General features: G+C 63.0%; 13 protein-coding genes. 7 read left to right on the top strand and 6 right to left on the bottom strand.

Annotated features, from left to right (window positions below):
- Nucleotides 1–33 precede the first annotated feature (33 nt).
- Nucleotides 34–1041 (bottom strand): AI-2E family transporter, encoded by a 1008-nt coding sequence (locus tag ACZ9A3_RS26600; RefSeq protein WP_045196927.1) that lies wholly within the window; start codon nucleotides 1039–1041, stop codon nucleotides 34–36.
- Between the two features lie 219 nt (nucleotides 1042–1260).
- Here ACZ9A3_RS26600 and ACZ9A3_RS26595 point away from each other — a divergent pair, with 219 nt between their 5' ends.
- Nucleotides 1261–2181, top strand: coding sequence for a hypothetical protein (locus tag ACZ9A3_RS26595; protein WP_143013252.1), 921 nt, complete (start codon nucleotides 1261–1263; stop codon nucleotides 2179–2181).
- A 6-nt stretch (nucleotides 2182–2187) separates the two neighbouring features.
- On the opposite strand, the gene ACZ9A3_RS26590 is transcribed toward ACZ9A3_RS26595, so the two are convergent.
- Nucleotides 2188–2469, bottom strand: a complete 282-nt coding sequence (locus ACZ9A3_RS26590; protein WP_045196923.1) for a PsiF family protein — start codon at nucleotides 2467–2469, stop codon at nucleotides 2188–2190.
- Between the two features lie 62 nt (nucleotides 2470–2531).
- The gene (locus ACZ9A3_RS26585; RefSeq protein WP_093376659.1) at nucleotides 2532–3323 is read right to left on the bottom strand and encodes an AraC family transcriptional regulator; all 792 of its coding nucleotides are present in this window, start codon (nucleotides 3321–3323) and stop codon (nucleotides 2532–2534) included.
- Nucleotides 3324–3421: 98 nt separating this feature from the next.
- Here ACZ9A3_RS26585 and ACZ9A3_RS26580 point away from each other — a divergent pair, with 98 nt between their 5' ends.
- Nucleotides 3422–4315 (top strand): DMT family transporter, encoded by an 894-nt coding sequence (locus ACZ9A3_RS26580; RefSeq protein WP_476253284.1) that lies wholly within the window; start codon nucleotides 3422–3424, stop codon nucleotides 4313–4315.
- Here the strand turns inward: ACZ9A3_RS26580 and ACZ9A3_RS26575 are convergent.
- Nucleotides 4296–5186 (bottom strand): lipase family alpha/beta hydrolase, encoded by an 891-nt coding sequence (locus ACZ9A3_RS26575; protein WP_045196917.1) that lies wholly within the window; start codon nucleotides 5184–5186, stop codon nucleotides 4296–4298. The genes ACZ9A3_RS26580 and ACZ9A3_RS26575 overlap by 20 nt on opposite strands.
- Before the next feature lie 123 nt (nucleotides 5187–5309).
- On the opposite strand from ACZ9A3_RS26575, the gene osmE reads away from it, so the two are divergent.
- Nucleotides 5310–5663, top strand: coding sequence for an osmotically-inducible lipoprotein OsmE (gene osmE, locus ACZ9A3_RS26570; RefSeq protein WP_045196915.1), 354 nt, complete (start codon nucleotides 5310–5312; stop codon nucleotides 5661–5663).
- A gap of 90 nt (nucleotides 5664–5753) precedes the next feature.
- A complete protein-coding gene (locus ACZ9A3_RS26565) occupies nucleotides 5754–6284 on the top strand; it encodes a ferritin-like domain-containing protein (RefSeq protein WP_045196913.1) in 531 nt (176 codons plus the stop codon).
- Between the two features lie 116 nt (nucleotides 6285–6400).
- Here ACZ9A3_RS26565 and ACZ9A3_RS26560 read toward each other — a convergent pair whose 3' ends face one another.
- Nucleotides 6401–8461, bottom strand: a complete 2061-nt coding sequence (locus ACZ9A3_RS26560; RefSeq protein ID WP_476253283.1) for an AsmA family protein — start codon at nucleotides 8459–8461, stop codon at nucleotides 6401–6403.
- Between the two features lie 341 nt (nucleotides 8462–8802).
- Between ACZ9A3_RS26560 and ACZ9A3_RS26555 the strand changes: the two genes are divergently transcribed.
- The 3 genes from ACZ9A3_RS26555 to ACZ9A3_RS26545 all read left to right on the top strand — a co-directional run bounded on the left by ACZ9A3_RS26555 (nucleotide 8803) and on the right by ACZ9A3_RS26545 (nucleotide 11166).
- Nucleotides 8803–9159 carry a hypothetical protein gene (locus ACZ9A3_RS26555; protein ID WP_258596162.1) on the top strand — a complete coding sequence of 119 codons (357 nt, stop codon included), beginning with the start codon at nucleotides 8803–8805 and terminating at the stop codon, nucleotides 9157–9159.
- 134 nt (nucleotides 9160–9293) lie between these two features.
- Nucleotides 9294–9923 carry a TetR family transcriptional regulator gene (locus ACZ9A3_RS26550; protein ID WP_045196907.1) on the top strand — a complete coding sequence of 210 codons (630 nt, stop codon included), beginning with the start codon at nucleotides 9294–9296 and terminating at the stop codon, nucleotides 9921–9923.
- A 133-nt stretch (nucleotides 9924–10056) separates the two neighbouring features.
- Nucleotides 10057–11166 carry an AGE family epimerase/isomerase gene (locus tag ACZ9A3_RS26545; protein WP_476253282.1) on the top strand — a complete coding sequence of 370 codons (1110 nt, stop codon included), beginning with the start codon at nucleotides 10057–10059 and terminating at the stop codon, nucleotides 11164–11166.
- Between the two features lie 12 nt (nucleotides 11167–11178).
- Here ACZ9A3_RS26545 and ACZ9A3_RS26540 read toward each other — a convergent pair whose 3' ends face one another.
- Nucleotides 11179–11946, bottom strand: a complete 768-nt coding sequence (locus ACZ9A3_RS26540; protein WP_093376681.1) for an SDR family oxidoreductase — start codon at nucleotides 11944–11946, stop codon at nucleotides 11179–11181.
- Nucleotides 11947–12061 lie beyond the last annotated feature (115 nt).

The raw sequence follows: 12061 nt of genomic DNA, 5'->3' as shown, positions 1-12061 counted from the left end.
GTGCGACGCCTCGACTTGCCCCGCGATCAGGCTTCACACCAGCTCTTGCTGGCGCAACTCACTCTTCAGGTAGGCGTAGTAAATCGGCCCCGCCACCACCCCCGGCAGCCCGAACGCCGCCTCACACACCAGCATCGCTAGCAGCAACTCCCACGACTTGGCACTGATCTGCCCGCCAACGATCCGCGCGTTGAGGAAGTACTCGACCTTGTGGATAACGATCAGATAACCCAGCGCCGCCATCGCCACCCAGATCGACAACGACAGGCCGACGATGGTGATCAGGGTGTTGGACATCAGGTTGCCGATCACCGGCAGCAGGCCGAGCAGGAAGGTCAGCACGATCAGGGTCTTGGTCAGCGGCAGGTGCACACCGAACAGCGGCAGCACCACGGCGAGGAAGATGCCGGTGAAGAAGGTGTTGAGCAGGGAAATCTTGATCTGCGCAAAGACGATGTTGCGAAACGCCTGCACCAGCAGCGCCAGGCGGTTGAACAGCGCCGCCGCCAGGGGCTTGCGCTTGGAGATGTCGGGAATGCGCTGCAAGGCGACGATGGCGCCGAGGATCATGCCGATCAGCAAGGTGACGAACATGTGCGCCGCGCCCTTGCCCACCAGTTGCAGCTCGCCCAGGTGGGTCTTGAGCCATTCGCCGATGGCCACCTTGAACTCCGAGGCACTGGCCGGCAGGTAGGCGTCGATGAACGGCGGCAGTTGCCCGCGCGCCTGGTCGACCAGGAGCATGAACTTGTCCAGCGATGCCCCGGGGTTTTCAGCCTCGTGCAGCAAAAAACTGATGGCACCGGCAAACAGCAAGGTCAGGGTGCTGACCACCAGAGTGCCGAGCAGCGCGACCGCCAGCCAGCGCGCCCGTTGCCCGGCAATCAGGTGCTGCAGCTTGGGCGTGAGCATGTTGACCAGTTCGAACACCAGCAGCCCGGCCAACAGGCTTGGCAGCAACTTGAGCGGCAACACCAGCAACAGGCCGGTGAAGACGATGATCCAACTGGCCAGGGTGATCTGGCGCTGAGTAAAGGTCATACAACCTCGAAAGGCGACGGCATGGAAAACCGGCAGTCTGCCAGCCTTCGCCCGGCAGGCATAGTGGCACGCAGCGGCGTTGCGGCTGGTAATGCCGCCCTGATGTTTCTATGATTGCCGCCCCCAATGGAATGGCGGCGCCGCGCTGGCGCATTCGCAGGCAGGCGAAACAGGAATCCCTCTGTGCCTTCCCACCTTCAAGGCACAGAGTTCAAAACCATGCGCAAACTGCTTGTCCTGCTTCCCCTGTTGCTGCTTGGCGGCTGTTCGGAAGATTTCGCCACCCTGCATTTCGCCCAGCCGGTAAGCGCCTACTATGGCGACCTCAAACAGCAGTACGGCGATGACCTGTACCAGGCCATCCTGAAACTGGGTATCGACCCGAAGGACATCGAGGTCGAACTCGACAATGACCACCGCCAGGACTTGCTCATCAGCGTCTCGCGCTCGCTCGATGCCGGTAAGCGTCAGGCCCTGCGCGAGTTGTTCGACGAAATTCCCCGGGCCCGAGCGGCCACGTCCTGGGAAGTCGACGTCACCCTTGAACCGCAGTCACTGGAGCCCCAGTACCAGGTCTGGCGCGAGGCGCTGGAAAAGATCAAGGGCCCGGTCACCCTCGAGATCAAGCTTGGCAGCCGTATCGAAGCGCTTTCCACCGCCACCCTCATGGACAGCATCCAGGCCGCCGAGAAAAAAAGCGAAGTGTCGAGCATCATCACCTGCCACGTGCTGGCCGAAGTCTCGCGCGGGCCATTCAAGCTCAGGTCGATCGTGCAGCTCGAGGAAGGTCCGTCGGAACGTGCGCAGGTGGTCATCGAGTACGGTCAGATGCGTTATGCCACGGTGCCTGCACAGTTCGACTTCAAGGACCCGGTCCTGAAGGAACGAATCCGCAACGGGCAGATCAAGGCCTGGCAAGCCGAACGGACGCTGCAGCGCAATCCGTACGGCCCGTTCGAGATGGCCTTCGAAATCGGCTCGCTGGGCAAGCAGAGCGTTAACCTCTACTCAGGCACCGACCAGCGCATCAGCATGCTCCAGAGTGACTGCCGGGAGCTGGCCGACCACGCCGGCCGGCCGTTCTCGCTGTTTATCGGCCAGGGCCTGGACCGGCTGGAGTCGGTGACTTACGCCAACTGACGCAGGTTACTTTTTCTTCAGGCAGTCGCTCATGTACGCCTTGCGCTCATCACCCTTGAGCGCTTTGGTGGTGGCGTCGGCGTTGCAGGTTTTCATTTTGTCCTGCTGGGTCGCAGGCTTGGCTTTCAGGCAGGTGCTCATGAACGCCTTGCGCTCGTCGCCCTTGAGCGCCTTGGTGGTGGCATCGGCGTTACAGGTTTTCATTTTCTCCTGTTGCGCCGTGGCGGCAAATCCTTGGGAACACATCAGCAAACCGAGCAACAGCAACGGCACACGCACCATCTTCATGGCGTTTTCTCCTGGTCGCTGCGCACCACGCGCAGCCTTGGCCGAAGTGTAGACAAATATTCTTACAAACCTCCAGCGCGAGCCTGCCGCCGGTACTGCTCCGGGGTGCAATGGGCCTGGCGCTGGAACATGGCGATAAATGCCGAGGCGCTGCTGTAGCCCAGGTCGAAAGCAATCTGCTGGGTCGGCAGGTTCTGCTCAAGGGCCTCGATGGCACGCAAAAAGCGCAGGCGCAGGCGCCATTCGCCAAAGCTCATGCCCAGCTCGCGAATGAACTGCCGGGCCAGGGTGCGTTCACTGACATGCACGCTGGCCGCCCAATGGCCGAGCGGGCGATTGTCGCCAGGCTCGGCGTGCAGCGCCTGCAATACTTCAGCCAAACCGGCGCTGCGGGCGTAGGGCAGGTAACAGGTCTGGGCCGGGGCGCGGCGCAGTTGGTCAACCAGCACCTGGGCCAAACGCTGGTCGGCTTCATCTTCAGGCACCTTGACGTCACGGGCGGCAAAATCGCCGAGTATGGCTTTGAGTATGTCACTGATCACCAAGGTGCAAGGCTCGCCTGGCAGCCCTTTGCACATCTCGCGATCCAGGTACACCGAGCGATAGACAATGGCCTGGGGGTTGTAGCAGCTGTGCTCGGTATCGGGCGGCACCCACACCGCATAGTGCGGCGGCGAGATGAAGCGCTGGCCGGCGATCTCCAGGTGCATGATGCCGTGGGCCGCATAGTTGAGCTGGCCCCAGGCGTGCCGGTGGGCGGCACTGTGGGTGTCGGCGCCGAATTCGTCATAGCGAAAGTACACCGGGGCCGGCAAGGTCTCGAATTGCGGGATGTTCAGGTACTTTATCGGCATGCTGTCTGGATCTATGCGCAGGTTGTCTGGATACAAGTATAAGCAACGGGACAGACAAGTGGATAATTGCCGCCTGTATCCTCAAGAGTTCCCGTTTCATGAATTATGCGTTTCCGTTGCTGGCAATCTTCATCTGGGCCGGCAATACCGTGGTCACCAAGATGTCCGCCGGGGCGATCTTCCCGGCCGAGATCGGTTTCTATCGCTGGCTGCTGGCCGGCCTGCTGTTCACCCCCTTCCTGCTGCGCCCGGTGTTGCGCAACTGGTCAGCCATCGGCCCGAACCTCGGCAAGATCTTCATCCTCGGCGTGCTCGGCATGGCGGTGTACCAGAGCCTGGCCTACTTCGCCGCCGCCATCACCAGCGCCACCAACATGGGCATCATCCTCTCGCTGATGCCGTTGATGTCCCTGGCCCTGGCGATCATCAGCCTCGGCCAGCGGCTGACCATCGGCGCGCTGATTGGCGCCGTGGTGTCGTTCGTCGGTGTGCTGGTGGTGGTCTCGGCCGGTGATCTGGCGGCGTTGGTGCAACACGGCGTAAACAGTGGCGATGCGCTGATGCTGATTGCCACCCTGGCCTATGCGGTGTACAGCACCCTGCTGAAAAAGTGGCAGTTGCGCATCGCGCCGCTGCAACTGCTGTACCTGCAGGTGCTGGTGGCGATCATCGTGCTGTTTCCGCTGTTCGTGTTTTCACCGAAGACCGGCCTGGGCGCTGGCAATATCGGCCTGGTGATCTATGCCTGCGTACTGGCCTCGATGATCGCGCCGCTGGCCTGGATGCAGGCGGTCAGCCGCCTCGGCCCGAGCCGCACGACGCTGTTCTTCAACCTGCTACCGGCAGTCACGGCAGTGATCGCCGCCATGGTGCTGGGCGAGCAACTGGCGCTCTATCACCTGGTCGGCGGGGTGATGACCCTGGTCGGGGTGATCCTCGCCGAACGCTGGAAAACACCCCTGCGCCGCCGCGCTACAGCCCCGCAGCCTTGAGCCTGGCGGCATGCTCGGTGAACAGCCGCACCGGCTCCGCGCCCTTGCCTACCGCCCCTAGCGACTGGTTGACGATGTCCAGGTGATCGAGCGGATAGTCATCGCCGATCACCTGGCCCAGGTGCGAACTGAAGCGCCCGACCATGCCGTCGCACTGGCCCTTTTCCCGTACGAAGGTGCGGGCGAACAGGCGGCAGAAGCGGTTGCTGCCATCCAGGCGGTTGAGACCGCGATCGGTCAGGCCCGGCTGCAAGGTGCCGGACCAGGAGTAGTAACGCACACCATTGACCTGGGCCGGGCCCTCGCCGCCCCAGGTCGTCGGCAGACCCTGTGGATAAGCCTGGTTGAAGCGCGCCACGCCGGCACTGGTGAGCGACTGGTGCGAGGCGTGCACGTCGATCGGCAGTTTCGGTCCGCGCCAGCCGGTTTCCAGCCAACCCATCAATACCGCCAACCCGTGCAGCAAAGCCTTGAGCACACGGCCGCGGGCAGAGTGGGCGGGGTAATAGTCATGCAGGTGATCGGCCAGCTCCGAGCCGTGATTGGGCCCGGCAATCGAGGTGACCGAGGCCACCCATTCCGGCCGTTTGGCCGCCGCATAACGCGCGGTCAGGGCGCCCTGGCTGTGGCCGAGCAGGTTGACCTTGTCGGCGCCGGTACGCTGGCGGATATCGGCGATGATCAGCAGCAACTGCTCGCCGCGCACTTCGCAGGAGTTCAGCGGCGAAACCTGCACGGCAAACACCTGGGCACCGCCCCGGCGCAACGCCGAAACGATCCCGAACCAGTAGGGATACAGCAGCAAGCGGACAAACCCGAGCATGCCCGGCACCAGCAGCAGTGGATAACGCGTGGCGAGCCCTTGGGCCATGGCTGCATTCCCCGTTCCGTGGACAGTCGGCCAACCCTACAGGCAATTCGATGGCAATCGCAATCGAACTCCCGCCGCTCGCTGGGGTTCCAAGCCAATAGACCCTCAGCAAGGAGCTCAACCATGTACAAGCATACCCTGGCCATTCTGCTGACCACCGCCACCCTGGCCGCCTGTGGCAGCCGGCCGGAGAACCCGGTGGACTACGTCACCTACCACGAAGAACCGCTGGTCAAGCAGGTCGAGAACGGCATGACCATGCAGCGGGTGATTGCCATTGGCGGCAGCCCCTCGACGGTGATCGACCTGCCCCATGGCGGTACCTGCAACAACTACATCCTCAACCGTGACGGCAAGCAGCAGGCCTACTACGTGCGCTTCGACGCCACCGGCCATGTCGACGCCAAGGGCTTCAAGACCTGCGAACAACGCCAGGTCGACGACGATGCCGTCGACAAGGCCAAGGCCAAGCTATAAAACTTTTCCGCGTGCCGGGGACTCACAGCTTAAGTAACCAGCGCGCCGACAGAGCGTGAAGATCGATCCGTTTTCAGCCTGGAGATGATGATGAGCAACGTTGAACTGACCGATGTTAAAACCTTGCGCGAACGCGCCCGCCAGCATGTCGAGCAGGGCGCGGTGACCGAGGGTTACAGCGCCGACCGGGAGAAAATCCTGCGCCTGCTCAACGAGTCGCTGGCCACCGAGTGGGTCTGCGCCCTGCGCTACAAGCGCCACTACTACATGGCCAGCGGGATCAAGGCCAGTGTCGCCGCCGACGAATTCCTCGAACATGCCACCCAGGAGCTGCAGCATGCCGACAAGCTGGCCGAGCGCATTGTCCAGCTGGGCGGCGAGCCGGACCTGAACCCCGACAACCTGAGCAAGAACTCCCATGCCCAGTACGTCGCTGGCAACAACCTCAAGGAAATGGTCCTGGAAGACCTGATCGCCGAGCGGATCGCCATCGATAGCTACCGCGAGATCATCCAGTACATTGGCGAAAGCGACCCGACCACCCGGCGCATCTTCGAAGATATCCTGGCCCAGGAAGAAGAGCACGCCGACGACATGGCGGATTTACTGCAAGGTCTGTAGACCTTATCGCGGGTCAAGTCGGGTCGCCACACCGCCGCTCCCACAATGGAACTGAGTGCACCAGACCTGTGGGAGCGGCGGTGCGACGACTCGACTTGACCCGCGATTGCTTCCCCTCAACCCCTCTTCACCGCCCGCGGCGCCTTGCCAGCCTTCATCTGCTCCAGCAACGGTGTGCACTGGTTGGGCACATCACCACTCGGCGCAATCAACGCCAGCAACCCCGCTGCCGGCCCGGCAACCACGCCCAACGCCACCATCCCCGCACCCCGCAGCGCCAGCGGCAGCGCCTGCACGCCGGCACTGGGCTTGGCAAACGGCCCGCGCACATACAGCGGCGAGCGCAACGAGAACAGGCGCACGCCCTTGGATTCGGGGTTGATCTTCAGGTCCAGTTGCTCGCTGGCAAAGTTGGCCGTGCCATCGATGTAGATGATCGCGTTCTCGGTATCGAAGACGAACACCCGGGTCGTGGCCAAACCGTCCTTGATGCCGAAATCGGCTGCCGCGCAGTTGATCTTCACTTCCTTGTCGCCAAACAGCTTGCCGACCACGTAGTTGCCGACGTTGAGCCCGGCGATTTCCATCAAGCCACGACTGATCGCACCGTCATTGATGAGCATCTTCAGGTCGCCATTGGCGGTGGCCAGCAAGGCTGCGACCGAGTTGCCGCGCCCACTGATGTCCGCGTCGCCATTGAGCTCGCCGAAGCTGGTCTTCATCGGCTCGAAGGTCGGGAACAGTTGCTTGAGCTTGAAGTTGCGCGCACTCAATTGCGCCCTGCCCTGCAACGGCACGCTACGGCCATCGAGGCGTACCTGGGCGTCGAGTTTACCGCCGGCGATGCCAAAGCGCAGCGGCTCCAGGCGCAGCACACCGTCATCGAGGACGAAGTGGCTGGACAGGTCAGTGAACGGCAGCTCGGCACTGTGCACGATGCGCTTGCCGCTGAAGGTCACGTCGGCGTCCATGGTCCGCCAGCGTTCGGTACGAAACTCCTCGACCGGCAACACCTTGCCTGCCGGTTGCTTGCTGGCACCGCCGCGAGCTTTCTGCTGGGCATTGGAGTCGGCGCCGATCAGCGGTGCGAGGTCTTTGAACAGCAACTGGTTGGAAACCAGCTTGCCGGTCAGCTTCGGCCTTGGCTGGCTGGAGACGAACGCCAGGTCGCCATGGATATCGCTGTCGCCGATCTTGCCGTTGAAGCCTTCATAGCGAAACACCGCGCCACCGGGTTCATGCAGCTTGGCGGTCAGATGACCGTCGGTGGCGTAGGGCGGCGAATCGGGCAGGGTCACGCCGGTCAGCGGATACAGGTTAGCGAGGCTTGCGCCCGACAGGCGCAGGCGCAGGTCGAGGGCACCGAGGTTGCGTGGGTCGGTGAGGGTGCCGGCCACGGCGATGCGGGTATCGCCAATGGCCATGTCGGCCTGCAGCGGGAACGGTTGCGAGGCGTCCTGCAGGGCCAGCAAGCCGCCGATCTTGCCGGTACCGGCCAATGCCTGGCCTTTGTAGCGACCCTTGAGTTTGAGGCCGAAGGCGTAGTCCTGGGCGGCACCGGCCTTTTGTGCCGAAGCCTTGCCGACGATATCGCTGAAAGGGATCGGCTTGCCCAGCGGGTCGATGAGCACGTCCAGCCGGGTCTTCAGGGTCTGGTCATCGAGGCTGACCTGGCCCTTGTCAAAGCCGATGGCGCCGATGTCCAGCACCCACTTCGACGGCTCTGCCTGCTCATCCTTGGGGCCGAAGTCGAAGGTCCAGTTGGCGCGACCATCGGCCAGGCGCTTGAGGCTGGCGGTCGGCTGGTTGAGGTCGATGCGCGGAATGACGATCTGCTGCAGCAGCAGCGGCAGCGGCGCCAGGCGGAACTCGACGCGCTTGAGGCCGACCATCTGCGGCTCTTTGAGCCAGTCGGGGTTGCCCAGGGTCAGGTCTTCGGCGATGAAGTGCGGCCATGGCAGCCAGGCGCGCCAACCACCCTGCTCCGGCTCGCGCTGCCAGCGCACCGCCAGGTTGCCGTTGATGGCGAAGGGCCGGTGCAGCGCTTCGGACACCTTGGCATTAAGGGTGGGCTTGACCCGGTTCCAGTCGAAGGTGGCGATGACGACCACCAGCACCGCCAGCACCAGCAGCAGGCTGGCGAGGGTCCAGGTGATGATTTTGGCGGGGCGCGTCATTGCACGATTCTCCTGATGACTGCATGGCAAAAAGCGGGCGCGTTGAGGGCACTTATCTGTTCGGACTGATGAAACGCCGAGGGGTTTAATCGATTGGCCATGATAACCAGGTTTTTTCTGACCTTTTTCTCAACTTTTGTCGATTGTTAGCGTGTTCGCCGACCTCGGTAACGGCTCCGCCGCAGTTGCTCATGGCGCCACAAACCACGTTCTAGAGCGGCTGGCGCGAAGCATCAATTGCGTTGATTGTTACCATTATCTTTATGAACTTTTATCTGGCGTTTCCCGGCGTAGCATTGGTTCCGTACCCACTTTCCAGCCCCGCCGAGGAGCACCGAATCATGAAACGCCAATTACTGCTGAGCCTGTCCCTGTCCATCCTGGCCGCCAACGCCTTTGCCGTACCTGCCGCCGACCAGGCGCTGACCGCCGAAGCGCGTTCGAGCTCGACGGTCATTTCGCAACCGCTGAACCCGCTGGCCGAAGGTGGTTCCGATCGCCTGCTGGAACGTAACAACCGCGTTGCCGAAGGCGGTGCTGATCGCCTGAATGACCGGGTCAAAGTCGCCGAGGGTGGTGCTGATCGCCTGAAACAGTATTACAAAGTAGCCGAAGGTGGTTCTGACCGTCTGAAAGCACGCTTCGAGGTCGCAGAAGGTGGCTCTGATCGCCTGATCGAAAACCAACGCGCGAGCTGAAGCCTATGCCAGACAACAAGACACACCAGCGCTGTAGCAGCTCCCCTCCCAGCCCGGTCCATTGACCGGGCTTTGTTTTTCTGGCGCCAGGCTATTAGAGTGCAGGGCTGTTTCACTGCCTGCCGATACTTGCCATGCTGCCGCGCGCCGAACAAAAGCAACAGACCCGCCACGCCCTGCTGGATGCCGCCCGCCACCTGATGGAGAGCGGTCGAGGCTTCGGCAGCATCAGCCTGCGCGAAGTGGCAAAAACCGCAGGCATCGTCCCTACCGGTTTTTACCGGCACTTTACCGACATGGACCAACTGGGCCTGGCCCTGGTCAATGAAGTGGGCGAAACCTTCCGCCAGACCATCCGCCTGGTGCGCCAGAACGAATTCGAGCTGGGCGGCATCACCGACGCCTCGGTGCGGATCTTTCTCGATGTGGTGGCGGCCAACCGTGCCCAGTTCCTGTTTCTCGCCCGCGAGCAATATGGCGGTTCGCAACCGGTGCGCCAAGCCATCGGTACCCTGCGCCAGGGCATCAGCTCGGACCTGGCCACCGACCTTGCGCGCATGCCGCGCTGGCAGCATCTGGACGCCGCGGCCCTGGCGGTGATGGCTGACCTGGTGGTGAAAACCGTGTTCGCCACCCTGCCGGAGCTGATCGACGAGCCAAGCGACAACGCCGGTGAACCGATCAGCGCCCAGGAGAAGATCACCCAGCAGCTGCGCTTCATCTTTGTCGGTGCCAAGCACTGGCAGGGGCTCAGTGCGCTGTAGGCAGTCTGCTGTGCTGGCTGTACTGGCCTCATCGCGGGGCAAGCCCGCTCCTAGCCCGCGATGAGGCCGGCAAAGTCAGCGCCTTTTCCTGCTACCATTGCGCGCAAACGCACCGACCGCGACGAAATTTTCCATGCCCGACCTTCGTACTGCCCAGCCTGAACTGCCCGCCCTGCTCGCCGAGGTCCAGGCGCACTTTGACCAGCGCATCGTGCCGCTGTGGCAAGGCCCGGGCTGGAATGCAGAGATGGCCCTGCCCTTCGAAGCCCTCGACCCGCAGCAGCAACCCATGCCGGTGCAACGCTACCGGGCCATGGCCTGCGCGCGCCAGCTGTACCTGTTCAGCAGCCGCATCGAGCAACCCGGCGCCAGCGAACGCGCCGCCGCGCTGTTTCGCTCGTTGCAGCGGCATTTCCATGATGCCGAGCACGGCGGCTGGTTCTACAGCATCGACGCCCAGGGCAAGCCGCTGGACCGGCGCAAAGACCTCTACACCCATGCCTTCATCGTCTTTGCCTGCGCGCATTACTGGGGCAAGGTGCATGAGCCACTGGTCGAATCGGCCCTCAATGCCGCGCTGGAAGTGGTAACCGAGCAGTTCTCCCGTGATGACGGCCTGTACGAGGCGAGCCTTGGCGAAGACTGGTCGGACCTGGCCAGCGGCCCGCTGCAGAACCCGCTGATGCATCTGGCCGAAGCCTTCCTCGCCACCCTCTCGGTGCGTGACGACAAGGCTGTCGAACAAGCCCTGCAAAGCCTGGCTGCGGCGATGCAGACACACTTCATCGACCCCGTACACGGGGTGATGCTGGAGAAACCACGCGGGGCTGTGGATAACTGGTTCGAACCCGGTCACCAGTTCGAATGGTTCTACTTGCTGGAGTCTTCACCGCTGCTACGCGGTAGCGAGCTGCATGCCTCGCTCAGCCGCGCATTTGCCTATGCCGAACAGTGCGGTGTGAAGGACAGCGCCGTGCTGGCCATGCTCAGCGCCGAGGGCCAGGTGCGCGACGCCACCCAGCGCATCTGGGCCCAGGCCGAATACCTGCGCGCCCTGACCTTGCGCCCGGCCAGCGCCGCCACGGTGCTGGCCCAGCTCAAGGCGCTGCAGCAGAACTTCCTGCATGACGGTGGCTGGCATGAGTGCCGCGATGCCAGTGGCAAGGTCAGCCGCGCCGATATGCCGTCGACTACGCCTTACCACCTGGCGACTTGCCTGGAAGGACTGCAGCGTCAGGTTTGACGCTGTCGCGGGTCAAGCCTTGCCTGAACGATCGATCGAGAACCCTGCCCACGCCTGGCTCACCGGCATCAGCTCAAGGCTGTTGATGTTGATGTGCGCCGGCTGGTTCATGATCCAGAAGATGGTCTCGGCGATATCCTGCGGCTGGATCGCCTCGGCGCCGGCATAGGTGGCATCGTAACGCGCCTGGTCGCCAGCGAAACGCACCAGCGAGAACTCGCTCTCGCACAGGCCCGGCTCGATATTGCTAACCCGCACGCCAGTGCCCTGCAGGTCGCAGCGCAGGCTCAGCGAGAACTGCCCGACGAACGCCTTGGTGCCGCCATACACATGGCTACCCGGATAGGGGTAGTTGCCGGCTACCGAGCCGACGTTGAGGATGGTCGCGCCACGGCCGTGGGCGATCAGCCGCGGCAGCAGCAGGCGGGTGCTGTACATCAGGCCCTTGATGTTGGTGTCGACCATGGTTTCCCAGTCGTCCAGATCGCACTTGGGCGCCGGGTCGGCGCCCAGGGCCAGGCCTGCATTGTTGATCAGCCCGCGCAGCTTGGCGAACGACGGTGGCAGGTTGTTGATGGCTTCTTCCATGGCCTTGCGGTCACGCACGTCGAGTACCAGGCCGTGCACTTCGGTTTGTTGCGACAGCTCGGCACACAGCGCTTCCAGGCGCTCCTGACGGCGACCGGTCAGCACCAGCGACCAACCGGCTTGCGCAAAACGACGGGCGCAGGCTTCGCCGAAGCCGGAAGTTGCGCCAGTGATGAATACGGTAGAGGTCATGCGGGTCTCCTTGATGAGGCTGATCACAGGGGTTGCAGCATGCCCGCGGCCGCGTTCGGCAGCAAGCAATTCGCATCACTGTACAAAAAACGATCAAAGCTGTGAAAGCCCCGGT

The sequence above is a fragment of the Pseudomonas sp. TE4620 genome (genome assembly GCF_056279045.1).
Note: the sequence above shows the minus strand (reverse complement) of the source record. Positions and strands in the feature narration are given on the sequence as shown.

Coding starts and splice junctions, on each gene's coding strand:
- ACZ9A3_RS26600 (WP_045196927.1), bottom strand. CDS start 1,041: ATGACCTTTACTCAGCGCCAGATCACCCTGGCCAGTTGGATCATCGTC.
- ACZ9A3_RS26595 (WP_143013252.1), top strand. CDS start 1,261: ATGCGCAAACTGCTTGTCCTGCTTCCCCTGTTGCTGCTTGGCGGCTGT.
- ACZ9A3_RS26590 (WP_045196923.1), bottom strand. CDS start 2,469: ATGAAGATGGTGCGTGTGCCGTTGCTGTTGCTCGGTTTGCTGATGTGT.
- ACZ9A3_RS26585 (WP_093376659.1), bottom strand. CDS start 3,323: ATGCCGATAAAGTACCTGAACATCCCGCAATTCGAGACCTTGCCGGCC.
- ACZ9A3_RS26580 (WP_476253284.1), top strand. CDS start 3,422: ATGAATTATGCGTTTCCGTTGCTGGCAATCTTCATCTGGGCCGGCAAT.
- ACZ9A3_RS26575 (WP_045196917.1), bottom strand. CDS start 5,186: ATGGCCCAAGGGCTCGCCACGCGTTATCCACTGCTGCTGGTGCCGGGC.
- osmE (WP_045196915.1), top strand. CDS start 5,310: ATGTACAAGCATACCCTGGCCATTCTGCTGACCACCGCCACCCTGGCC.
- ACZ9A3_RS26565 (WP_045196913.1), top strand. CDS start 5,754: ATGAGCAACGTTGAACTGACCGATGTTAAAACCTTGCGCGAACGCGCC.
- ACZ9A3_RS26560 (WP_476253283.1), bottom strand. CDS start 8,461: ATGACGCGCCCCGCCAAAATCATCACCTGGACCCTCGCCAGCCTGCTG.
- ACZ9A3_RS26555 (WP_258596162.1), top strand. CDS start 8,803: ATGAAACGCCAATTACTGCTGAGCCTGTCCCTGTCCATCCTGGCCGCC.
- ACZ9A3_RS26550 (WP_045196907.1), top strand. CDS start 9,294: ATGCTGCCGCGCGCCGAACAAAAGCAACAGACCCGCCACGCCCTGCTG.
- ACZ9A3_RS26545 (WP_476253282.1), top strand. CDS start 10,057: ATGCCCGACCTTCGTACTGCCCAGCCTGAACTGCCCGCCCTGCTCGCC.
- ACZ9A3_RS26540 (WP_093376681.1), bottom strand. CDS start 11,946: ATGACCTCTACCGTATTCATCACTGGCGCAACTTCCGGCTTCGGCGAA.